Genomic DNA, 21487 nt, shown 5'->3' with positions numbered 1-21487 from the left:
AGTGGGTGGAAGGGGGAGTGCGTGGGGAGAGTGCGGGCTCAGCTCTTGACCGAGCCGGCGGTCATGCCGCCGACGAGGTAGCGCTGCAGGAACATGAAGGCGACGACCACCGGGACGGAAACGATGAGCGAGGCCGCCATCAACTCGGGCCAGGCGGTCTGGAACTCGCCGATGTAGGTGGAGACGAGGCCGGGCGGCAGGGTCTGCTTCTCCTTGTCGGCCAGCGTCACCGCGAAGATGAAGTCGTTCCAGCCGCGGACGAAGGCGAACAGACCGGCGGCGATCATGCCGGGCGCGGCCAGCGGTGCCACGACGGAGTGCAGCGTCCGCCACCGGGACGCGCCGTCGATGGACGCCGCCTCCAGCAGGGCGTCCGGGATGGTGTCGAAGATGCCCTTCAGCATCCAGACGCACAGCGGCATCGTGAACGTGGTGAAGGACAGCACCAGGGCGGTGTACGTGTTGAGCAGGCCGAAGCTGGAGAACACGGCGTACAGCGTCACCAGCAGGAGCGCCTGGGGGAACATCTGGGAGGCCAGCACCAGGTGCATCAGCGAACGCCGTCCGCGGTAGCGGAACTTGGAGAACGAGTAACCCATGTACGTGGCGACGACCACGCTCAGCACGGCGGTGATCGAGGCGACGATCAGGGAGTTGACCAGGTACTTGATGAGCTGGTCGTTCTCGGCGAGGGCCGTGAAGTTGCTGAAGGTGATGTCGGTGGGTACGAGCTTCGGCGGGAACTGGAAGGTCTGCTCGGGGCTGCTCAGGGCGGTGGCCAGCAGCCAGTAGACCGGCAGCATGCCGAAGGCGCCGATCACCAGGACCGCGGTCCAGGCGGCGATCCGCGAGCGCAGCAGGTCCTTGCGTATCCTGCGCCGCGTGGTGCGCCGGGCGGACGTGGCGGACCGCCTCGGCCGGCCGGTGCCGGACAGCGGGGTGGAGGTCGTGGAGGTCATCGGGCGTCGCCCTTCCGCTCGGTGATCCTGAGGTAGACGACGACCAGGATGAGCAGGAGCAGCATCCACAGACCGCCCAGCGCGGTCGCCCGGCCGATGTCGAAGCCCTTGAAGGCGGTCTGGTACACGGCGGTCGCGAAGGTTTCGGTGGCGCCGGCCGGGCCGCCGCCGGTGAGCACGTAGATGGTGTCGAAGTGCTGGAAGTTCCAGATGAACTCCAGCAGCAGCACGATCGAGGCGACACCGCGGACCTGCGGCCAGGTGACGGCGAAGAAGCGCCGGATCGAGCCCGCCCCGTCCATCGAGGCCGCCTCGTGCAGTTCCTTGGGCACGGTCTGCAGACCGGCCAGGAGCATCACCATCATCCAGGGGAAGCTCGCCCAGGTCTTGGTGACGATGACGGCGAGCATGGCGGTGCCGGGCTGGCCGAGCCAGGAGACGGACTCCTCGATGATCCCGGCCTTCATGAGGATGCCGTTCAGCACGCCATAGTTCGCGTTGAAGATCCACATCCACAGGAAGGAGACCACCACACCCGGGATCACCCACGGGAACAGGAACAGGCCGCGCAGGAAGCCGCTGCCCTTCAGGCCCGAGTTCAGCGCGAGCGCGAGCGCGAAGCCGATCACGAACGGGACGATGGTCGCGCCGACGGTGAAGACCAGCGTCTGCTCGAGGATCGTGAGGAAGTCGCCGTCCAGCCAGTGGGTGAAGTTGTCCAGGCCGACGAACTCCCGGCCCGGCAGCCGCAGGTCCTGCTTGAAGAAGCCGGTGAACAGCGCCGACACCAGCGGGTAGATGATGATCGTCGCGAACAGGGCGAGCCCCGGTGCCGTCAGCAGCAGTGCGAACGCGCCGTTGGAGAGCCGTCCGCCGGTCCGCTCACGGGGTGGAGCGGCCTTGTGCGGAGGTGCGGCCGTACTCATGGGTGTGTCCTCTCAAACGGTGCGGGAGCGGTGATGCAGGGCGCGCCACGGGAGGCCGTGCGTCGACAGGCGGACACGACGCGGCCGGGCGTGAGCGGTGAGCGGCCTCGTCCCCCGCTTCGATCGAGGCCCCGTGTGAATGCCATGCATGCTCCGTTGAACGCAAGTTGCAGCATGCGGGATCGTTCTCCATATCGTGCGACGGCGTCAACCCTTTTGGTCGGTGAATCGCCAGTTCTGTGCGGGACCAGCGGTCTCGCCGGACCTGCGGCGAGCTCGGTCGTCAGTCCCTGACGGCGGTGTCATCGGCTGAGCCGGAAACCTACAGCACATTCCCACTGGCTGAACAGTGGTTGCACAATGTGCATGTGATGTACGTTCAAGGTCGCTCCGCTGCGGCGGAGAGTATCCGAGCTTCACACCAAGGAGGCCGCACCGTGCGGGAAGAAGAGGTCCAATACGACATCGCCGTCATCGGCGGCGGCCTGGCGGGGACCTGCGCGGCCATTGCCGCGGCCCGGCTCGGCCGGCGCGTCGCCCTGGTCAACAACCGGCCCGTCCTGGGCGGCAACGCCAGCAGCGAGATCCGCGTCTGGGTCTGCGGCGCCACCGCCCACGGCGTACACCGCTGGGCCCGCGAGACCGGCATCATGGGCGAGCTGTACACCGAGAACCAGTACCGCAACCCCGAGGGGAACCCGTACTACTGGGACCAGGTGGTCCTCGACGCCGTGCGGGCCGAACCGGGCATCGACCTGTACCTCAACACGGACGTACGGGAGGTCGACGCGAGCGGCCCGGACGACGCACGCGAGGTGCGCTCCTGCACCGGCTGGATGATGGGCTCCGAGCGCCGCATCACCTTCCACGCCCGGCAGTTCCTCGACTGCACCGGCGACGGCCTGCTCGGCCACCTCGCCGGTGCCCGCTACCGCATCGGCCGCGAGGCCCACGCGGAGTTCGGCGAGCCCTGGGCGCCCGAGGAGGGGGACGAGGCACTGCTCGGGTCGACGATCCTGTTCCACACCAAGGACCTGGGCCGGCCGGTGAAGTTCGTGCCGCCCGCCTCCGCCCGCGACCTCACCACCACACCCATCCTGCGCAACCGGGTGCTGCGCACCGGCGACAACGGCTGCGACTACTGGTGGATCGAGTGGGGCGGCGAGCTCGACACCGTCCACGACAACGAGCGCATCCGCGACGAACTCCAGGGCGTGATCATGGGCATCTGGGACCACATCAAGAATTCCGGCGAGTTCCCGGACGCCGAGAACCTGACGCTGGAGTGGGTCGGCAGCCTCCCCGGCAAGCGCGAGTACCGCCGCTTCATCGGCGACCACGTGCTGACCCAGCAGGACATCCTCGACCAGCGGCAGTTCGACGACCGCGTCGCCTTCGGCGGCTGGTCCGTCGACCTCCACCCGGTGCAGGGCATGTACGCCGACGAGCCCGGCGCCCGCCAGCGCTACGCGGACGGAATCTTCCACATCCCGCTGCGCTCCCTGTACTCGGTGAACGTCACGAACCTCCTGTTCGCCGGGCGCAACATCTCCGCCACCCACGTCGCCTTCGGCGCCACCCGCGTCATGGCCACCTGCGCCACGCTCGGCGAGGCCGCGGGCACGGCCGCCGCGCTGTGCGTCGCCGAGGGCATCGGCCCGCGCGAACTCGCCGCCGAGCGACCCGAACTGGTGCGCCGTACCCTGCTCCGGCAGGACGCCTCGGTCATCGGCCTCGCCGACGACGACCCCGACAACCTGGCGCGCACGGCCCGCGTCAGCGCCTCCTCGCACCTGAGCCGCCTGGCCGCCGAGCCCACGACCACCGCGCCCGGCGAGCCGTACCCGCTGACCCGCGACCTCGCGCTGCTGCTGCCGGCGGACCCCGCGCTCGACACGGTCGACCTGCTCGTCCACGGCGCTCCGGGCGAGCGGCCGAGCGAACTCGCCGTGGAACTGTGGAGCACCGGCCGCCCCGAGAATGCGGTCCCCGTCGACCACCTGCTCACCACCACGGTGACCGTGCCGGCCGACGGCCCCCACTGGGTCACGGCCCGCCTCGACCACCGCCCGGACGCCCCGGAGAACGTCGTCCTGATCGTGCGCGCCTGCCCGGGCGCAGCGCTGGTCCTCGTACCCGAGCGCACCGACGGCGTCCTCGCCCTGCGCAGCAGGGCCGACGGGGACGCGGCCGTCGACCACGACATCCCGGAGGAGGAAGGCCAGCTGGTCCTGGAGTGGCAGGCCCGTGGCCTGCGCCGCCGGACCTTCGGCTTCCGCGCGGCCCCGGACACCGCCGCGTTCCTGCCCGAGCGGGCCGTCGGCGGATTCCAGCGCGCCTACGGGGGCCCGCAGATGTGGTCGTCCGGACCGCTGCCCGACCCGGACCGGGCCGCGGAATGGCTGCGCCTCGACTGGGACGACGAGCAGCAAGTCGCCGAGGCGCGTGTGGTGTTCGACGACGACGTCGACGAGTACCTCAACAACCTGCACCGCCACCGCACCCCGTTCGAGGTCATGCCGGAACTGGTCCGCGACTACCGCATACAGAGCCGTGAGCCCGACGGCACCTGGCGCACGCTGCTGACGGTGACGGGCAACCGCCGCCGCCACCGCGTGCACGCCCTGAACGGCGCGGACGGCGGGCCCGTGCGCACCGACGCGCTGCGGCTCGTGGTGGACGCGACGCACGGGGCACGGCACGCGCATGTGATCGCGTTCAAGGCGTACGGCGCATAGCCGCGCGGCGAAGGGGCCCGGGGAAGGTCGAACGACCTTCCCCGGGCCCCTTCGCCGTGTGCGTCAGAGAGCGCCGAGTGCTTGGCTGATGGCGTCGGCGGCCTCGATGACCTCGCGGGTGAGGGCGAGGCGCTGCCCTTCGGCTTCGGCGTGGTTGCCGAGAAGGGAGGCGGGGCCCCACAGGGAGATGGCGGCGACGACGTCCCCCGAGGCGTCGCGGACGGGCGCGGCGAGGGAGGCGCGGCCCAGGGCGCGTTCTTCGGCTTCGATGGCGTAGCCGGTGCGGCGGACGGTGTCGATCTCCGAGTCGAGGAGGTCGTGGCTGGTGGTCGTGTAGTCGGTGTGTGCCGCGAGCGGTTCGGGAAGCAGCCTGCGGCGTTCCTTGGGCGCGAGACCGGTGAGGAGGCATTTGCCGATGCTGGTGGCGTGCAGCGGGGCGGTGTGTCCGGCCTGCGTGTAGGACTTGGGGGCGCGCGTCCCCTCGAAATTGCACAGGAACATCAGCTCGGTGCCGCGGCGGACGGCGACATTGGCTCCGAGTCCGGTGCGCGTGGCGAGGTCCTGGAGGACCATGCGGGCGGCGCGGTGGACGGGGTGTCGGTTGGTGGCGGTGGCGGCGAGCGGGAGGATGCCGAGGCTGAGGCGGTAGAGGTTGCTGACCGGGTCGCGTTCGACCATGTCGAGGCGCTCGAGGGTGGACAGCAGGCGCGAGGTGGTGGAGGAGCCCAGTCCGGTGAGTTCGGCGACGTCGGAGACGCGCAGTTCGGCGCGGCCCGAGTCGAGTGCGCGCAACACCGAGACCGCTCGTTCGACGCTCTGGTTCGTCCCGGTGTCGGTCGCCCGAGTAGTCATGACCCTCCTCATTCTGCAAACCGCTTGCACAATCTGCATCAGCATATCGTGTCGGTCTGAGGGCTGTTCGTGAAATCCGCTGGCTCGCGGCCGGAACGGACACGGGCCGATCGCCGGGTTGTACGGGGCTCAGGGACGCACGTCGTCTGCGTGAAGGGAAGCGCGGAGCAGGAGGAACACCTTCGACGATGCCGCCGGTACGCACCGCCGCCGGGTGTCAGGACGACGGCGGTGCTCGCGGCTCGTTCTCAGGCGGGTTCGGGTTCCAGGTCCGCGGGCTGTGCCTGTGGCTCCCGCGCCGGTGCGGTCCTCGACGGCCACCGCTTGGTGGTGCGTAGGTAATGAAGGACCACGCCGGACATCAACAGAAGGAGCAGAGGGCCGAACAGCCACGGATGCGCGGCCATCTGCTGCGGCAGGTAGCGGTACGACACCAGCAGCACGGCGAAGACCGTCGTGCCATGGGCCACCAGCCACGTGCACGACCGGTCCCAGCCCAGTGCCGCGCCGCGCATGCCGGCCTCGATGGTGAGGGCGAACACCACACCGGCGACGAGGTCCACGCCGTAGTGGTAGCCGAAGCCCAGCGTCGCGGTGAGGGTGGCGACGAACCAGAACATGCCCGCGTATCGCATGAACCGTGAGCCCTCGCGGGAGTGGACGAGGAGCGTGGTGGCCCACGCGGTGTGCAGGCTCGGCATGCAGTTGCGCGGCGTGATCTCGTCGAACGGTATCGGATGCGGGGCGCCGATCACCGGCAGCGAGTCGGGCCACACGTCGGCGGCCGCCCACGCTCCGCCCTCCGCACCGTAGGCGTAGACCGGCCCGACGACCGGGAAGATCATGTAGATGGCCGGTCCGAGCAGGCCGATGACCAGGAAGGTGCGCACCAGGTGGTGGGCCGGGAACCGCCGCCGATCCGCCACGTGACGCAGCTGGTACAGCCCGACGAGCGCGGCTGCCAGCGGGAGTTGGCCGTAGACCAGGCCGAGAACATGGCCGCTGACCGGGTCGGTGGCCTCGACGATCCGGCCGACCAGCCACGAGGGATCACCCAGCGCGTGATCGGCGGTGACGACATACGGGTCGAGCACGGTCGGGCGGGTCTGCGACGTGATCAGCAGCCAGGTGTCGCCCGCCCGGTGACCCATCACCAGCAACAGGCCGAGACCCGCACCCTTGAGCAGCAGCGCGCGTTCGGCGCCGGTGCGGCGCGTGAGGGCGAGGACCACACAGCCCACGACCACCCACAGGGCGCCGTTGCCGAAATGCAGGTCGGCGCCGACCGCCCACCGCACCAGCACGAAGAGGACGTCGATGCCGATCGCGGCCGCCGCCGCGACGAGCCGTTGCCGCCAGGTGAGCACCACCATGGTCAACGCCAGACCGGCATACAGCAGAGGGCCCGAATGGGGGGCGAATATCAGCTCCCGTGTCTCGACGGCGATCGGCCCCGGCTCGCCGTAGCCGCGCGCTGCGAATTCCAGCGCGATGAGGAATGCGAGGGTGGTCGCGCCGGCCGCAGCCCACAACATCGTTCGTGGCTGACGCCATGCGGTGTGACCGTGCGAGGGTATTCGTGGTGGTGTGGTCTGCAATGGCCTGACTCATCGGTGGAGTGGAGGAAAGGGACAAGTACTGCGCCGATGAACGCGAATTTCCGGTGAAGAACAGGTGATCACGGTGATCGTCGCGAGTTCGAACATGCTAACGGCACGTGGGCATGTCACAGGCGGTTCGGCGCAGATCGGGCGGCGGAGGTCATCGTTCCGTACACCGGACCTCCCCGAGGGAGGGCCCGGACCGGCAGGCCGGGTCCGTAGCGGCAGGAGGCCGGCGCCCGTGCGTTCCGGTAGGCGTCCATCGACGCCGGCCACGCCCCGGTGAACTGGCCGGCTGCGCTGAGCGGTCGCCGTGCGCGCACCGCGCCGGGCCGCGGTTCAGCCACCGCCGCGGTGCGGCCGGGCCAGGTACACGGACGGGGCACGGCCCAGCAGGCTCCGGAAGGCCGCCGTGAACGCGGCGGGATTCTCGTAACCGAGCGACGCCGCGACCCGGGTCACCGGCGTGCCCTCGGCGAGCGCGCGCACCGACCACAGGATGCACGCGCGCTGCCGCCACTGGGCGAAGCTCAGGTCCGTACCGCGCCGGAACAGCCGGCCGAGGGTGCGTTCACTGACGTTCAGGGCTGCCGCCCAACGGGCCGGCGGATCGTGGATGTCCGGTGTGCGCAGGAACGCGTCGCACAGCCGCCGCAACTCCGGGTCGGCGGGCAGCGGCACGTCGAGAGGGAGCGGCGTCAGGCTCCGCAGCTCGTGCAGGATCAGCTCGACGACCGTCGCGTCCCGGCCGTGCTCGGGGTAGCGGGGCGCCATGTCGACCGCGTCGAGGACCAGCGCCCGCAGCAGCGCGGAGACGTCCACCACCCGGCACCGCTCGGGGAACCACGGAACGGCACCCGGTTCGATGTACAGGCTGCGGGTGCTGACCCCCGTCATGGCGACCTGGTGCCTGATCCCGGGCGGGATCAGGACCGCGCGGTCCGTGGGCACGGTCCAGGCCCCGTCCGCCGTCTCGACCTGCATCACGCCGGTCGCCGCGTACAGGAACTGGGCGCGGCGGTGCGCGTGGAAGGGGAGCAGGTGGTCGGGCGGGTAGTCGGTGCCGATGGCCAGCACCGCACGGTCCAGGTCGTCCACCTCGTCGACGGGTACGTTGCGCACGCCCCGATCCTATGCCGGGCTGTCGTCTGCGCGTAAGAAGTCGGCGAACGATCGATTGTCCGCCGTAGACGCGGACGCCTAGCGTCTCCACCGTGTCGACCTCGCTCCTTCCCTGTCTCCCGCTCCTTCTGTTCGGCTGTCTGACCGGCGTCACGACGGTGCTGTTCGGTTTCGGCGGCGGCTTCGTCACCGTCCCCGTCGTGTACGCGTTCCTGACCACCGCGGCGCACGACGACCCGGGCGACGCCATGCACGTGGCCGTCGCGACCTCGACGGCCGTCATGGTCGTGAACGCGGTGACCGCCACGCTGGCGCAGCACCGGGCCGGCCGGCTGCGGCAGGAGTACGTCTGGCCCCTTGCCGGTTTCGTGCTGCTGGGCGCGGCACTCGGCTCGCTCGTCGCCACCCGGCTCAGCGGTGGCCTGCTGCACGTGCTGTTCGCCGTGTACCTGGTGGTCACGATCGCGGACAGCCTCCTGCGCAAGGGGTTCCTCGCCGTGGCCGACGGCGACGGGCCGCGCCCGCTCGGCCGGTTCACCACGACGTTCGGCGGCGTGGGCATCGGCGCGGTCGCGGCGAGCCTGGGCGTCGGTGGCAGTGTCATGACGGTCCCGCTGCTGCGCCGCCGCGGACTGCCCATGGCCACCGCCACCGCGCTGGCGAACCCGCTCAGCGCCCCCGTCGCCCTCGCGGGCACCCTCGTCTACGCGCTCGCGCCCACCGCCCAGGCACACGCCGGCCGCGTCGGCCACGTCGATCTCGTGGCCTGCGCCGCGCTGCTCTGCGGATCCCTGCCCGCCATCGCCCTGCTCAGGCGGATCGGCGGGCGCGTCCCCGACCGCCTGCACTCCGTCGCCTACGTGGCCCTGCTCGTCCTCGTCCTGACCGTCATGCTCGCCACCGGGCCGTGACCGCAGTGCCGTCGCGCTCACGAAGGAAGCGGCACCGGTCGATCCCCCGAGCGCGCTTCCCCGTCCGCGCCCCACCCCTTGTCCGCGCGGCCGGCAGGCGCTGCCCCGCAATACCTGGCCCGAACGCTTCCTCCTCGCGTATGCATGAAGGGTCGGATCCCCTGCGCCGGAAGAGGCTCCCTTGCGCGGCCACGAGAACGTCAGGACGACCGGAACGGATGGCACCCGCAGGGCGGTCCTGGGCCCCGGAACCGCATCACACACCTCGCAGCCGCGGCTTCTGCCCTGCAGGCCACCATGGGGAACGCCGCCGTGGTCCAGATGCTCCGTCAGGCCGGGCATCGCTGGGCCGAGGAGCCGCACCGGCATTCCGCCCCATGCGGCCATGACCGAGCCGAGCGGCCCGCCGCGCAACGCTCGGCCGTCCGTCATGTGCTGCGCGCCCCGGGCCACCGAATCGACGACAGGATGCGCGAGGAAATGGAAGCCCGCTTCGGCGCGGACTTCTCCGACGTCCGTGTCCACGACGATTCCGCGGCGCGCGCCTCGGCCGCGGACATCGGCGCCCGTGCCTACACCTCGGGCAGTCATGTCGTCATCGGCGACGGTGGCGATGACAAGCGCACCCTGGCCCACGAACTCACCCATGTCGTCCAGCAGCGCCACGGGTCCGTCGCGGGCAGCGACAACGGCAGCGGCTTACGGCTCTCCGACCCGGCCGACCGTTTCGAACGAGAAGCCGAGGCCAACGCCGGGCGCGTCATGCGCGAGGCGATACCCGCGACCGCGGACACCGGCGACGAGCCGCGGCGGCGAAGCGGCGACGCGGCTCCGGCCGAGATCCAGCGCATGGAAGCGCCGGACGACCCCGCCGTCCACCCGGTTCCGGCCGCCCCCGCGGGCCCCACCGTGCAGCAGGTCGACTTCGAGGGCGCCATCGCCCTGGCAGGGGACAACTCGACCCGGCGGTGGCGGCCACCACCGCTCCTGTCGCCACCGCGGTGCCGAATGTGCTGACCCTGGGCATCGGAGTGCGCCCCTTTCGTTCCGGGTGTGAGCCATCGGTGAATACCGTGCGGCCTGCCGCGCACGCCCGAACCGAGACGGCGGCCGCCGTTGTGCGCTGGACTCCAGAACCCATCAGGTCCGGCCAGTGGGAGGCGATTCGGCGGTTCACCGTCCTGCCGCCTGGACGGTCCCGCACGGATCCCGACGGGACGGGCGGCGGCGAAGCCGGCGGATGGCACCGGCGGAACGGGCGGCGCCCGGGATCAAGGAGTACGCGGACCGAGTGGCCGGCCGACAGTGAACTGGGGAGCGGGAATGTCATCGCGTGGCACTGCGGATGCCGGTCGCGGGGTCGCTCGGAGGCTGGGATCGCTCATGGATCTCTCCTGCGCGGGGAGCCGACAGCATCTGCCGCAGGACGTCTGGGTCCGGGGTGCCATGCCGCACGGGCCCGGCGTACCCGGGCCGGTGACGCGGCGACCGTTCACCCGGCGAGGACGGCGTCGGCGCCCTCGTCAGTCGTCGGGCGTGGTGTTGATGGCGCCACATGCCCAGCAGTTCCATTCACCGGGCAACTCGTAGTGCGTTGTCGTCCAGAACCCCTTGGGGTGGCCCTGGATGACGTTGGTCTCCCAGCAGCTCCAGCACTCGCACTCGAAGTCCTCCATGACCTCGGAATGGGGCCCCCGAAGCGCGGCCAGGACTCGGTTGCCGAACTTGGCCGGTAGGTGTCGCCGCAGGCCCGTCCGAGCCCCGTTCCTGGGCCCGCCGTTCCCGTCCACTCCTGCCGTTCGCCGTTCCACACGTCCTCGGAATCGGCTTAATTCTGCTCCTGCCGTTCGTGCTGCGCAGCGCCGTACGGGAGCGATAACCGCGAAAGCTGACACTCGAGTTCGAATCTGCAAAATAAAATCCATAGAGTGTCGAACTGGACATTCGGGGTCTCGTTCCGGCCAGGGGTCGCGAAGATGGTGGCCATGTACAGCGGCTTTACGGGATCGTCGTTCTGCAAGCCCGAGACGAAACGACGCAATGGCTTTGCTGCGGGGACGTTGAAATGCTTGTTCAGCGCAACGGCACCCAGGTGGTTGCGGAGTGACCTCCCGGTTCGACATGCGAATTAAGGAGAACTCGTGATCTCGAAAAAGAAGAAGGCTGCACGCTCTGCGGCCGTGGCATTCGCCGCAGCTGCTATGTTCACCATGACCGTGCCGAGTGGCAACGCCTTCGCCATCGATCATGTCGCCTGCCGTGGTGGCGAAGATTTCCTGAAGATCTGGTCGCACAACGGCGGAAGTCAGAGTGTGGACTGCTATGCGAACCGCGGGAAGACCGACTTCGGTGGCTGGTGGATCGACAAGATCTCCACTGGGAACAACGACTTGATCTACTACGACGCCAACGGCGATTCGGTGAAGATCGAGCGCTGGCACGAGATTTCCTTCCCGAATCGCCCGCCGAAGGTAACTGCCATCGAAATCCTGTAACGAATTAACGGGCTGGTCATGGGGGATGGCCTACCTTTCAAATCCCTTGCATTCCGCGACAATTGGGGGAATGCAAGGGCTTGAGAGGGATCGACAGGCGGATCCGGCGGTCGCGGCGGTGGGCGCGAGCGGTGGCCGCGGCCAGGACCCCGGCCATTGTCGCTACATCGTCCGCTGGAATCCCGCCGCCCCGCCACCTCTGCCGGACACCGGCCGCCGTGTTCGGCCGGGACCGGCAGCCGACCGCCGTGTCCGGCCAAGCGGTTTCTCTCGCCGAAGCCGGGGGAGTGGGGACATCCTGTGCCTATCGCCGTGCCACGACCGCGCTGCTGTCGTCGCATGGTTCGAAGAGGTCCGGCGTCCGGCTCCTTCTCCGACATCACGGATCGGCCGGATTCCTGCAGCGCGCCAGGAAGGGGGGCCTCGGGGTCGCCCTGTTCCGCGCGCCCGCCAGGGATTACGGGACAGCCCTCAGTGCGGAGCACGACGAGAAGCGCGGCAATCGATCGACGAGCCGCGCCCTCATGATGTCGAGCAGAGTACCGCCCGCCTTGCCGTGCGACGCGGCTGGAGGGGGTGAAGTGCGAGCGGGACGCACGGGAGGCGACGTGGGCCCGGAAGGGCGGGAGACGCCGTAACGCGGGACGGAACGCGGGTCGGTGCTGTGCCCGGCATCTGCCCGAAAGCTGCCGGGCAGGCATGCAGCCGACTACAGCTTCTCCGGTGGCCCCTCCGGGGCGTACGCCGCACGGTCCCTCGCCGTGAGCTTCGACCCGCCCTGCGACTCCGACGGGACGGAGAAGTTCGTGGTCACGGGCGGGCGGCGGTGGTGCTCGCCGAACGGCTCGGCATCCCCCTCGTGTGCACCACCGGGGTCGACGCGCACCGCGACCCGGGGTACAGCGGGGGCGGTCGCCGTCGTCTGTCCCGGCCGCGATGAGTGCTGGCCCGGGAGCAGGGTCAGCGCACCGCCCGGGGCCCGCGACGTCGGCACCGGTGTGGCCTCCCCGGGCGCCAACACCTGCTTTCGCCAGGTGCGACGCAACGGAGGTCCGCATTTTTTGGTCACGTGACCTATATTTGGTCCCATGACTGATGAACTCTTCTTCGACGCCGACGGTCCTGTGCTCCTGGTCGGCGGATACGGAACGGTCGGCGCGGAGCTGGCACGGATGGCGGCCCCGTCATGGCCGCTGATGCTGACCGGACGGACCGTGCGGCGCGGAAAGCAACTGGCGGACGAGACGGGCGCGGAGCTGCGCGCCTGGGACCTGACGGACCCGACGCCGTTCCGCGCGGGGGTCAGCGCGGTTGCCGGCGTCGTCAACGATCCGGACGACCGGGTGCTGCGCGCCGCGATCCACGGCGGGGTGCCGTTCGTGGACGTCACCCGCTGGACCACGCGGGTGCAACGCGCGGCCACTGTCGCGGCACTGGCGCGTCCGACCGCACCGGTACTGCTGTCCTCCGCATGGATGGGCGGCGTGACCAGCCTCGTCGCAGCCTGTCTCGGTGACCGGCTCGGCGGTGCGGACACGGTCGACGTGGCGGTTCGCTGGGACCTGGCCGACCGGGCGGGCGCGGACTCGGTGGAGTTCATGGACCGGCTCGGACTGGACTACGAGGTGGTGCGGGACGGACAGCGGCGCACGGTCATGCCGCTGAGCGACGTCCGCCGCGTCCGTATCGGGGAGTCGCCGACCCGGGTCGCCAGGATCGACACCCCCGAGCAGTTCACTCTCCCCCTCACTCTCGGGGCCACGACCGCCACAACCCGGATCGGATTCAGTTCGCCCGCGTCCACGGTGGCCCTGCTGGCTGCCAAGCGGCTCGGGTTCTTCCGCTGGGGCCGCGGCGATCGCTTCACCGGGGCGCGCCGCGGACTGCTGTACGCACCGGGCGAAGGCGGTACGGCCCAGCTCCGCGTCGATGTCGTTCACGAGCGCGACACCCTCTCCGCGACGGTGACCGATCAGGCCGGGCAGGCGCATCTGACCGCACTGGGCGCCCTGATGGGGTTGCGCCGGGTACGCGGCGAGGACGGTGCGCCCGCACCGAGCGGCGTGGTCTTCCCCGAACAGCTCCCGAATCCGCAGAGCGTGCCGGCGGACCTCGCCGCGCAGGGCGTCGACCTGGTGGTGCGCAAGGCCGCGCGAGACGCACGGGCGGAGGGCCGGGCGGCATGAGCGGACGATCCCCGGAACAGGGTAAATGGACGCCCACCACGGCCAAGGGGGCCCAGCGGCGTGCCGCGCTCCTGGACGCCGCCGAGAAGATCCTCTTCGAATCCGGGTACGGCGAGCTGACCATGCGGGCAGTGGCGGCCACGGCACAGACGCGTCTGGGGCATGTGCAGTACTACTTCCCCTCCCGCACAGAGCTGATCGCCGCCGTCCTCCGCCGCACCCTGGACCGTTCCCTCGACAGGCTGGCCCCGTTGTTCGCCGACGCGGCCGAGCACACTCCACCGGACGTGGAGGGGCTGATTCGTCAGCTCCTGGCCGAGCACGATGATCCACGACTCGTCCGGGTCTACGCCGAGTTGTGGGCACTGGCGGGGCGCGACGAAGCCGTCGCGGCGGTCACACGTACCTTCTACGGCGAATACCAGGATCACGTGGCCGGTTTTCTGCGCGCCCGTAATCCCACTCTCCCCGTCACCGTCTGCCAGGCTCGGGCAAGGGTCTTCACCGTACTGATCGAAGGAGCATCCCTCTTCCGCTCCGGCATCGCAGCCCACCGCACCGAGGAAGCCGACGCGGAACTCATCAACGCGGCCAGCGCTCTGCTCGACTGACGGGGTTCCCGGAAAGGGGGGTGTCGGCGTCGGACGGCCCGACTGCCGTCGGCCGGCTGAGACGATTCCAGCCGCCGACGAATGCCCGTCCGCCTCACCATGCCCGCGCCAGGCTGCCCGCTGCCGCTGACTGCCTCTCACATCGACCACCGCACCCGCTGACAGCCCGTCCGTCCGGAGCTGTCCCGGCACGACGGTCGTGCGGGAACCGTGCACCCGGGCGCGCTCCGTCCGGGGGCACGTCGGGCTCAGTCCTTGGCCGCGCCATGGTCCTCGGACTGCTGCCGGGCGCGGCTGAACTCGCCGGCGCCGACCCGGGCGGCGAGGGTGTCGTCGGGGCCGGACAACAGGGAGCCGTAGCCGGTGGCGGCCCACAGGCTGCGTTCGGCGGGCACCTCGAAGTAGGGGACGGTACGGCCCTGGTCCCGGACCGCCAGCACCTGCGGCGAGCGGCGGGCGCGCAGGGCCCGGCCGCAGTCCTCGCAGACCGCGATGTCGGCCTGCTCCCGACGGCCGAGCGGGCGCCAGGTCGTCCGGCGGACGGCAGTGCCGTGCCGGGGGTCGAAGAAGCACAGCGGGAGCGTGGGGGCCAGGGCGAGGGCGGAGCGCCCTTCGGCGGTCAGAGCCAGCACTCCGACCAGGTCGGGGAGGCCCTGTGCGGCGTCCAGCACCCGGCCGGCCGCGTCGTAGGCATCGAGGGCCCGGCTCAGGCCGGGGGTGGCGGCGCTGTCGGCAAGCTCCACGGCCTCGCCGAGGGCGAGTATCTCGGCGGCGGCCTGGCGGCGCAGCCCGGCCTCGTCGGCGGCCTGCTCGGCGGCGAAGACGGCGTCGGGGAAGGTGAAGGCGGTGTGCCGGGGTGAGCGGCGGCGCACCAGGAAGGCGGCGCCGACGACGGCGAGGGCCAGCACCGCGATGACCGCGAGGAGGAGCCCCGAACCGCCGCCGGAGGCGTCCTCCTTGACCTCGGGCCGCGCCGAGTACTCCTTGTCGATCCTGGCGGTCTCGGCCTCGTAGACCTCGGTACCGTTGCCGGCCTCGATCAGTTCCACGGCCTTGCCGACCCGGGCGGCCAGTCCGGCGTCGTCGAGTTCATCGAGGAAGCCGACGGCGGAGGCGGCGTCGCGGGTCTGATGGGCGTCGGTGGGCCACTCGGTGCCGGTGAGCCACTTCCCGTACGCGTCGTTGGTGATCAGGATCAGATGCTGCCGATCGAGCCGTTCCTTGAGCACCGCGGCGAGGGCGCGGGGATCGCCGTCGAAGGCGTCCCCCTTTTTCAGCGGCACCAGCACCACGTTGATCGGCAGGCCGGTCGCGGAGATCTGGTCGACCAGGGCCTGCTGCTGGGTGGGGTTGACGGCGGCCGCGTAGGACGGATCGACGTAGACGGGGTTGGTGGCCAGCGCCTCGGCGATGGCCGTGGCGGTCGCCCCGGTCCCCGCGGTCTCCGCGCGGGCGGGGGCGCCGGTGCCGAGCAGCGCCGTGCAGGCTAGCAACAGGGCAGTAAGCAGTGAGGCGGCGAGTCCGCGAGAGGCGCCGGTCGGACGGTCACTGGTCAATCGATCACTGGACACTGGCGGACTCCCTGGCCCTGAGTATGAGTGCTTCGAGCCCTTCACGGGCGGCCGGCAGGACCTCCCCGGCCTCGTCCCAGGCGGTCCGGGCGCGGCCGTCCGCCCCGGGCAGGCGCAACAGCCGCTCGGTGGCCATCCGTTCGCGGGCGGACCGGTCGGCGGTGCCGCGGTGGGCGCCGCCGCTGTGGAAGGTGTCCCGGCAGGCGGGGCACAGTCGCGCGGACCTGGGACCGGTGCCGAGGTCGGCAAGCCACCCCGGGACCTTGCCGCCGGTGGCCTCGCCGTGCAGCGGGTTGAGCCGGCAGACGGTGGAGTGGAGATGCCCCCGGAGCGCGGCGAGTCCGGCCTGGGCGAGCACCACGACAGCGGCCAGGTCGCCCGCCTCGGTGGCCTCGTCCGAACGCTCGTCGCCGGTGTCGGCCAGCAGTCCGGCGGCGTCCAGACAGTCCCAGGCGCGGGTGCGGCCGGGCGCGTCCTGATCGGCTGCGGCCAGTCGCCCGGTGAGCTCGCGGACGTCGGCCGCGGCCCAGGCGCGCAGCTGCCGGACGGACGGCAGCGCGGTGGTGTGTCGGGGCCCGGCGTGCTGCGGCGGCGAGGGGTCGGCCGTGCGGGTGCGACGGGAGCACAGCACGGCCCGCGCGATGGCGATCGCCAGCCAGGCGATCAGCAGCAGCGCTCCCAGCAGCATTGTGCCGAGCATGAGCCCGGGCCCGAAGTCGCTGCTGAACAGGCCGGGCAGTCGGTTGTCGCGCAGCGGGGGCAGTTCGGCGTCGCGGGCCGTTGAGTTGTAGCCCTTCTCCGGCCGGGCGGCGGCGACGGCGTCCAAGGTCTGGTCGAGGCGCGGCACCACCTGCAGGTCGCCGTTGTCGCGGTGCTCCGGGTAGCGGACGGTGGACGGCAGGCGCATGAAGCGGCGCGAGGCGTCCTGGCCGGTGCCGAAGGTGTCCAGGTCGATCCGGCCGGACAGCGGATCGACCAGCACGTAGACGCCGTCCTGGCCGGTGCGCTGGTGGACCCGGGCGAGCAGGACGCGGCTGTCGCCGCCGCTCTCGTCTTCGCTGTCGGTCGGCGTGACCAGCACGTGCACCGGGCCCTTGGGCGCGAGTTCGGCGATCCGCTGCCGGATCACGGGCAGGTCGGCGGCGGTGAGCACGTCCGCAGTGGACGGGTCCTGGTAGATCGGTCCGGCGGTGAGCCCGTCGGCGACCTCCTCCACCCGGGCGTCCAGGTCGCCCTGGGTGACGTCGAGGTACGGGCTGTCGACGGTCTGCGGGAAGACGGTGGGCGCGGCCAGCACCACGGCGACAGCGGCGGCCACCGTCGCCACCGCGGTCACCGGCAGCACGCCGCGTCGGCGGGCGGCGGGCCAGGTGGCGCGGGCCGGGTTCGTCGGCTTCGCCGTGGCCTTGCCCGAGCCGTTGTTCGAGCCCTTGCCGTAGCTCTTGTCCGAGCTGCTGTTCGGGCCCTTGTCCAGGCCGACGGGCGGGGAGTTGCCCGGGGCGACCGCCGGGGCCTGCGAGCCGACGGCCATCTTCTTCCCGGTCGGCTGCGGCCGGTCGGCGCTGCGGCGGGAGAGCCGGATGCCGAGGGCCAGCACCAGGCCGGGGATCACCACCACGGCCAGGCCGAGCAGCAGGTTCTGGTTCTGCCGGTCGGTGGAGCTGATGTACAGGTCGGGCCTGCCGTCCTCGTGGTAGCGGTCGTGCAACTGGTCGGCCTTGGCGGCGGCCCGGTCGTGGCCGGAGGCGATCGCATCGACGAAGGACTCGAACGCGGCGAGCGGGCCGGCCCTGTACGGGGTGCCGTACAGCGCGACGCGGCGGGCCTCCTCGACCGGGACGTCGACACCGAACGCGGAGGCGGTCACGCTGCCGTGGTCGCCGATCAGCACGTACAGGCCGTTTTCGCCGAGCCGGTCGTGCACCAGGGCGAGCAGTGCGGCGTCGCCCGCGGGCAGCGCCAGCACGTAGGTGCGCACGCCGGTGCGCTCGGCGAGGGCGGCGATGTCCGGGGCGAGCGAGCGCGGGAGTCTGCGCGGACGGTCGGCCGAGACGTAGACCGGGTTCTTGCGCAGTTCCTGGGCGAGGCGCTCGGATTGGGTTGCGCCGCCGGCGAGTTGACCGGACGACGCGGCCGCCGTGGGCGTTGCCGTGGCACTCGGTGTGGTGCTCGGGTCTGCAGCAACGGCCGCTCCGGTGCTGCCCAGCAGCACGAGGGCCGCGAGCGCCGTGCCCACCAGGGCCCCGAACGTCCCGGCCCGTCGCCGTATCCCTGTCAGCGTCCGCATGGGCGCCCTCCCGGTGGTTCGGCCGGTCACTCTACCCGCGTCTGGTCGCGACGAGTACGGACGTCTCTTGGACCGGGACGGCGTCGGCGGGCGGTGGTCGGGGGCGATTCCTATGCCCGTCCCGCACACCACAACGCTGGCACAAAACCCCGACGAACAGTCCGAAAAGCGGCAACGAGTATCAGCGCAATGAGCACATGCGATACGAGGGGAGAGCCAAGCCCAAGGCTGTGAAGGCACTGATCCTGCTGGCCATCTTCGCCGCCTCACCAGCGTTGCTGACAGCAGGAGCACCGATCCGCCGCCGCTGCCTCCGCTGCGTCTACCGCGATGAAGCCCCGCAAATCCTGCGACGAGCAGCGGGGCTGGGGCTGTGTCCACTGCTTCGTCGCCACCCGCCCGTTCCTCGGATGGCTCTGCCGATCGGCGAGCGCCGCGACCAACAGACCCGTAGCCCCGACGGGCGTCTTGATCAGGACGTCAGGGTGACCCAGCGGCCGGCGCCGCCTGTCTCGACGCATTCCTGATACGGATTCAGCGGACCCGGCCTTTCGCGACAGCGCCAGGAGGACCCTGCGACGTGGACGGTCGTGGCCTCTGCGCCGCCGCTGTCCCAGCTCCGCGTGTAGGCGCTCGCGACCTGGAGTGCTGTGGCGCAGTCCCTGGCGTGGGCCGTCCCCACCGAGAGCCCCGTTGTGCCGTCGGTGCCGCAGGTGACGCCGACTGCCCCGCTCGTGTTCTCGCCGACGGCCCTCGCCGCGGGTGCCGTCAGAGCCAGTAGGGCGATGCCGACCGCTCCTGCGGCCGCAGTTCTCATCGATGCGTTCATCCTTTTGCCTCCTTTGTGAGATCCATGTCGACCGGCGACCGGTCCTCCGCCTCCGCCGCGTCCAGCACGGCGATGGCGGCATCCGTCAGCACGGCGAGCCGGCCGAGCAGGGAGCCGGAGTCGTTGTCGTCCACGTACGGACAACGACACCCTGGCCGACCGGACACCCTTCGGCAGCATCGCCGACGACCGCACCGCCGATCCGCGTATGTGCCAGGCAGCACGCAAGGGCGCTGTTACAAGACAGCGACAATGGCCCAGTGAACGTGCGCCTCCGCTGTGCCGTCGTTTCTAGTGACTACGCCAATCGGCATGTAGGTGCCCTTTGGCGCGAAAGGCTGTTCTCATCATCGAAAGGGGCAGATCTGTGATGGTCTCGAAACGGCGCTCCCTGCGCATTGCCGTCGTCGGTGTCCTCGGCGCGGCTTCCCTTGCCCTCGCGGGCACCGCAACGGCAGCCACTCCGGCCACGGACACCGCAACCCCGGTCGTCGCACAGAAGGCCGTGCCCGCCAAGGCCGACATCACGGCAAAGCCGTCGGTGTCCTCCGTCCGTGCCTGGCAGTTGTTCCGTGTCACGGGTGGGACCACCGGTCTCAAGGCGGGCAGCAAGGTGACCCTTCAGCAGAAGCAGCACGGCAAGTGGGTCAGCCTGCCCGCATCCATGAGCATCTCGCGGGACGGCTCCTACTCACTCGGCGTCAAGCTCGGGCTGAAGGGCAAGAACGACCTGCGCATCATCAGCGGCACCACGGCCTCGCCGGTCTTCAACGTGACGGTCCGCTGAGACGCACCGCCACCGCAACAGAGGCTTGTCGGCACCGGGGTGGTCTCACCTGCCCCGGTGCACGCGCCGGACATCGACGCCAACGCCGTCGGCAGCCACGCGAACGTGCCCACGGCGGCTGTCATCCGGCGTTCGCCGCGAGGCAAGATGTTCGAGCGCCAGATGCTTGGCCGTGCAAGGTTCCAACTCCTCTGCAAACTGGTTCTGTTGGCGTATCGGGGAGTGTTCGCTGCACGGAAGTTGTGCCAGAAGCTGAGAGCGAGGGGCGTTTTGACAGCGGCTTGGGAGGCAGCCGAGTGTCAGCGCCGGTGCGAGTATCCGCGAGTTGCGGCAGCGTCGGGGCGGGAGGGCGTTCGCAATAGTAGGCCCAGTCGCGCTTCGAGCTTCTCTCGAACTGCTCGTCTCCCGATGGCCGGCAGGAAGCGTCCGGTGCCAGCGCTGTAGGCAGCGTAGTCGTCTCCGTGGACGGAGGCGAGGTAGGGCTCCTCGACCACTTGGACCTGCAGCTGCGCTGCCGCGAGCAGGGCCACGAGGGCGGAGCCTGCGATCAGGTTGGGCACCATCAGCCCGAGCCCGAGTGCGGTGATGGCCATCGCGCTGAAGCCGGGGTTGCGGACATGGGCGAACAGTCCGGAGGTGACCAGTGCGGTGCGCTCACCGGCGTCCACCCCGTCCCGCCACGAGGCGCCCATGGCCGACTGGGCGACCGTGGTGAGCGCCATCCCGGCCAGTGTGAGGGCCAGGCCCGACCCGTGCAGCGCCGCGCCGCCCTTCCACGTGGGAAGCCCCGTGAGCGCCGCCACCGGGGCGGCGGCTCCGCCCAGCAGAGCGGCGACGAACAGCACACCGGCCCACCAGGAAGCTTCGCCGGTGCAGTGGCGCTGGAGAACTGCGCGGACAGGAACGGCATGATCGCCAGGGACAGGGCCGCGATGGCGATGCCGGGGATCGACCGATCGGCCTCGCCGGTCCCGGTCAGGGCGCGGACGGCGTCGATGGCGACGTACGTGGCGAGCGCGAAGAAGGAGACGGCGATGATCCGCAGTGCCGTCTTCTCCCGGGCCTCGCGCACCGCGTGCTCGCGGGCGGAGAACTGCCAGGCGACCGCAGCGGCGGAGGAGACCTCGATGACCGAGTCGAGGCCGAAGCCGACCAGGGCGGTGGAGGAGGCGATCGCGCCGGCGGTGATGGCGACGATCGCCTCGATGACGTTGTAGGTAATGGTCGCGGCGACCAGCAGCCGTATCCGGCGCGTGAGCGCATCACGCCGGGTCGGGGACGGCCCGAGGGATATGGCCGTCATCATCAGCAGCCCTTCTTGTCGGCGTCCGGGCACGTCCGGTCGGTCTCGACGGCAACCACGGCGGTGCGCAGGTCGTCGAGCGCGTGGCCGAGACGTTCGTCGGCGAGCTCGTAGCGGGTGCGGCGCCCGTCACGCCTGTTCATCACTCTCGTCATCCAGGGCGTCCACAACACGACGCACCGGCTCCGCCGGTCCCACTGGAGAGGCCGCCACCAAGGGCTGACTCTGTCGGGGATCTTGGTGTCGTCTGCTCAGTCTCTGGCGGATCGCCAAGACCTCGGCCGGGGGATCTCGTGCTGGTCCAGGAAG

At 70.7% G+C, this 21487-nt stretch carries 19 protein-coding genes and 2 pseudogenes; 7 read left to right on the top strand and 14 right to left on the bottom strand.

Annotated features, from left to right (window positions below; genetic code table 11):
* Positions 1-38: 38 nt before the first annotated feature.
* Both ACFYY6_RS06315 and ACFYY6_RS06310 read right to left on the bottom strand, forming a co-directional pair.
* The gene (locus tag ACFYY6_RS06315) at positions 39-959 is read right to left on the bottom strand and encodes a carbohydrate ABC transporter permease (RefSeq protein WP_386608508.1); all 921 of its coding nucleotides are present in this window, start codon (positions 957-959) and stop codon (positions 39-41) included.
* Positions 956-1885: a carbohydrate ABC transporter permease gene (locus tag ACFYY6_RS06310; RefSeq protein WP_073784282.1), complete on the bottom strand. Its 930-nt coding sequence runs from the start codon at positions 1883-1885 to the stop codon at positions 956-958. Before ACFYY6_RS06310 ends, ACFYY6_RS06315 begins: the two co-directional genes overlap by 4 nt.
* Positions 1886-2322: 437 nt before the next feature.
* Between ACFYY6_RS06310 and ACFYY6_RS06305 the strand changes: the two genes are divergently transcribed.
* A complete protein-coding gene (locus ACFYY6_RS06305) occupies positions 2323-4623 on the top strand; it encodes an FAD-dependent oxidoreductase (protein WP_389191875.1) in 2301 nt (766 codons plus the stop codon).
* A gap of 63 nt (positions 4624-4686) precedes the next feature.
* Here ACFYY6_RS06305 and ACFYY6_RS06300 read toward each other — a convergent pair whose 3' ends face one another.
* The 3 genes from ACFYY6_RS06300 to ACFYY6_RS06290 all read right to left on the bottom strand — a co-directional run bounded on the left by ACFYY6_RS06300 (position 4687) and on the right by ACFYY6_RS06290 (position 8198).
* Positions 4687-5475, bottom strand: a complete 789-nt coding sequence (locus ACFYY6_RS06300; RefSeq protein WP_386608510.1) for an IclR family transcriptional regulator — start codon at positions 5473-5475, stop codon at positions 4687-4689.
* A gap of 248 nt (positions 5476-5723) precedes the next feature.
* Positions 5724-7010: a phosphatase PAP2 family protein gene (locus ACFYY6_RS06295; RefSeq protein WP_351524760.1), complete on the bottom strand. Its 1287-nt coding sequence runs from the start codon at positions 7008-7010 to the stop codon at positions 5724-5726.
* A 405-nt stretch (positions 7011-7415) separates the two neighbouring features.
* Positions 7416-8198: a helix-turn-helix transcriptional regulator gene (locus ACFYY6_RS06290; RefSeq protein ID WP_351524761.1), complete on the bottom strand. Its 783-nt coding sequence runs from the start codon at positions 8196-8198 to the stop codon at positions 7416-7418.
* A gap of 92 nt (positions 8199-8290) precedes the next feature.
* On the opposite strand from ACFYY6_RS06290, the gene ACFYY6_RS06285 reads away from it, so the two are divergent.
* Both ACFYY6_RS06285 and ACFYY6_RS06280 read left to right on the top strand, forming a co-directional pair.
* Positions 8291-9109 carry a sulfite exporter TauE/SafE family protein gene (locus tag ACFYY6_RS06285; protein ID WP_351634453.1) on the top strand — a complete coding sequence of 273 codons (819 nt, stop codon included), beginning with the start codon at positions 8291-8293 and terminating at the stop codon, positions 9107-9109.
* 321 nt (positions 9110-9430) lie between these two features.
* Positions 9431-10126, top strand: a complete 696-nt coding sequence (locus tag ACFYY6_RS06280; protein ID WP_389192211.1) for a DUF4157 domain-containing protein — start codon at positions 9431-9433, stop codon at positions 10124-10126.
* A 506-nt stretch (positions 10127-10632) separates the two neighbouring features.
* On the opposite strand, the gene ACFYY6_RS06275 is transcribed toward ACFYY6_RS06280, so the two are convergent.
* The gene (locus tag ACFYY6_RS06275; RefSeq protein ID WP_351634450.1) at positions 10633-10785 is read right to left on the bottom strand and encodes a hypothetical protein; all 153 of its coding nucleotides are present in this window, start codon (positions 10783-10785) and stop codon (positions 10633-10635) included.
* Between the two features lie 465 nt (positions 10786-11250).
* Here ACFYY6_RS06275 and ACFYY6_RS06270 point away from each other — a divergent pair, with 465 nt between their 5' ends.
* Positions 11251-11604 (top strand): beta/gamma crystallin domain-containing protein, encoded by a 354-nt coding sequence (locus ACFYY6_RS06270; protein WP_351524764.1) that lies wholly within the window; start codon positions 11251-11253, stop codon positions 11602-11604.
* A gap of 709 nt (positions 11605-12313) precedes the next feature.
* On the opposite strand, the gene ACFYY6_RS06265 is transcribed toward ACFYY6_RS06270, so the two are convergent.
* A complete protein-coding gene (locus ACFYY6_RS06265; RefSeq protein ID WP_351524765.1) occupies positions 12314-12598 on the bottom strand; it encodes a hypothetical protein in 285 nt (94 codons plus the stop codon).
* A gap of 94 nt (positions 12599-12692) precedes the next feature.
* On the opposite strand from ACFYY6_RS06265, the gene ACFYY6_RS06260 reads away from it, so the two are divergent.
* Together ACFYY6_RS06260 and ACFYY6_RS06255 are read left to right on the top strand one after the other, a co-directional pair.
* The gene (locus ACFYY6_RS06260) at positions 12693-13790 is read left to right on the top strand and encodes a saccharopine dehydrogenase (protein WP_351524766.1); all 1098 of its coding nucleotides are present in this window, start codon (positions 12693-12695) and stop codon (positions 13788-13790) included.
* Positions 13787-14401 (top strand): TetR family transcriptional regulator, encoded by a 615-nt coding sequence (locus tag ACFYY6_RS06255; RefSeq protein WP_351524767.1) that lies wholly within the window; start codon positions 13787-13789, stop codon positions 14399-14401. Before ACFYY6_RS06260 ends, ACFYY6_RS06255 begins: the two co-directional genes overlap by 4 nt.
* Before the next feature lie 248 nt (positions 14402-14649).
* Here ACFYY6_RS06255 and ACFYY6_RS06250 read toward each other — a convergent pair whose 3' ends face one another.
* From ACFYY6_RS06250 to ACFYY6_RS06235, 4 genes are all read right to left on the bottom strand, one after another.
* A complete protein-coding gene (locus tag ACFYY6_RS06250) occupies positions 14650-15957 on the bottom strand; it encodes a hypothetical protein (protein WP_389191870.1) in 1308 nt (435 codons plus the stop codon).
* Positions 15958-15961: 4 nt separating this feature from the next.
* Positions 15962-18259 carry a hypothetical protein gene (locus tag ACFYY6_RS06245; RefSeq protein ID WP_389191867.1) on the bottom strand — a complete coding sequence of 766 codons (2298 nt, stop codon included), beginning with the start codon at positions 18257-18259 and terminating at the stop codon, positions 15962-15964.
* A gap of 472 nt (positions 18260-18731) precedes the next feature.
* A complete protein-coding gene (locus ACFYY6_RS06240; RefSeq protein WP_389191864.1) occupies positions 18732-19088 on the bottom strand; it encodes a hypothetical protein in 357 nt (118 codons plus the stop codon).
* Positions 19085-19222, bottom strand: coding sequence for a hypothetical protein (locus ACFYY6_RS06235; RefSeq protein ID WP_351524771.1), 138 nt, complete (start codon positions 19220-19222; stop codon positions 19085-19087). The genes ACFYY6_RS06240 and ACFYY6_RS06235 overlap by 4 nt, the downstream gene beginning before the upstream one ends.
* Before the next feature lie 236 nt (positions 19223-19458).
* Here ACFYY6_RS06235 and ACFYY6_RS06230 point away from each other — a divergent pair, with 236 nt between their 5' ends.
* A complete protein-coding gene (locus tag ACFYY6_RS06230) occupies positions 19459-19875 on the top strand; it encodes a hypothetical protein (RefSeq protein WP_389191861.1) in 417 nt (138 codons plus the stop codon).
* 299 nt (positions 19876-20174) lie between these two features.
* On the opposite strand, the gene ACFYY6_RS06225 is transcribed toward ACFYY6_RS06230, so the two are convergent.
* From ACFYY6_RS06225 to ACFYY6_RS06215, 3 genes and pseudogenes are all read right to left on the bottom strand, one after another.
* Positions 20175-20720 (bottom strand): isoprenylcysteine carboxylmethyltransferase family protein, encoded by a 546-nt coding sequence (locus ACFYY6_RS06225; protein ID WP_351634431.1) that lies wholly within the window; start codon positions 20718-20720, stop codon positions 20175-20177.
* A gap of 47 nt (positions 20721-20767) precedes the next feature.
* A pseudogene (locus tag ACFYY6_RS06220) lies at positions 20768-21178 on the bottom strand (cation transporter); the annotation flags it as partial.
* A 2-nt stretch (positions 21179-21180) separates the two neighbouring features.
* Positions 21181-21309 (bottom strand): annotated as a pseudogene (locus ACFYY6_RS06215) (transcriptional regulator); the annotation flags it as partial.
* Between the last annotated feature and the right edge of the window lie 178 nt (positions 21310-21487).

Source organism: Streptomyces sp. NPDC001750, from assembly GCF_042892615.1.
Lineage (GTDB): Bacteria > Actinomycetota > Actinomycetes > Streptomycetales > Streptomycetaceae > Streptomyces.
Note: the sequence above shows the minus strand (reverse complement) of the source record. Positions and strands in the feature narration are given on the sequence as shown.

What these genes read in the sequence shown, in the direction of transcription:
- ACFYY6_RS06315 (WP_386608508.1), bottom strand. Translation starts at nt 959, where the DNA reads ATGACCTCCACGACCTCCACCCCGCTGTCCGGCACCGGCCGGCCGAGG.
- ACFYY6_RS06310 (WP_073784282.1), bottom strand. Translation starts at nt 1,885, where the DNA reads ATGAGTACGGCCGCACCTCCGCACAAGGCCGCTCCACCCCGTGAGCGG.
- ACFYY6_RS06300 (WP_386608510.1), bottom strand. Translation starts at nt 5,475, where the DNA reads ATGACTACTCGGGCGACCGACACCGGGACGAACCAGAGCGTCGAACGA.
- ACFYY6_RS06295 (WP_351524760.1), bottom strand. Translation starts at nt 7,010, where the DNA reads ATGTTGTGGGCTGCGGCCGGCGCGACCACCCTCGCATTCCTCATCGCG.
- ACFYY6_RS06280 (WP_389192211.1), top strand. Translation starts at nt 9,431, where the DNA reads ATGCTCCGTCAGGCCGGGCATCGCTGGGCCGAGGAGCCGCACCGGCAT.
- ACFYY6_RS06275 (WP_351634450.1), bottom strand. Translation starts at nt 10,785, where the DNA reads ATGGAGGACTTCGAGTGCGAGTGCTGGAGCTGCTGGGAGACCAACGTC.
- ACFYY6_RS06260 (WP_351524766.1), top strand. Translation starts at nt 12,693, where the DNA reads ATGACTGATGAACTCTTCTTCGACGCCGACGGTCCTGTGCTCCTGGTC.
- ACFYY6_RS06255 (WP_351524767.1), top strand. Translation starts at nt 13,787, where the DNA reads ATGAGCGGACGATCCCCGGAACAGGGTAAATGGACGCCCACCACGGCC.
- ACFYY6_RS06245 (WP_389191867.1), bottom strand. Translation starts at nt 18,259, where the DNA reads ATGCGGACGCTGACAGGGATACGGCGACGGGCCGGGACGTTCGGGGCC.
- ACFYY6_RS06240 (WP_389191864.1), bottom strand. Translation starts at nt 19,088, where the DNA reads ATGAACGCATCGATGAGAACTGCGGCCGCAGGAGCGGTCGGCATCGCC.
- ACFYY6_RS06230 (WP_389191861.1), top strand. Translation starts at nt 19,459, where the DNA reads ATGGTCTCGAAACGGCGCTCCCTGCGCATTGCCGTCGTCGGTGTCCTC.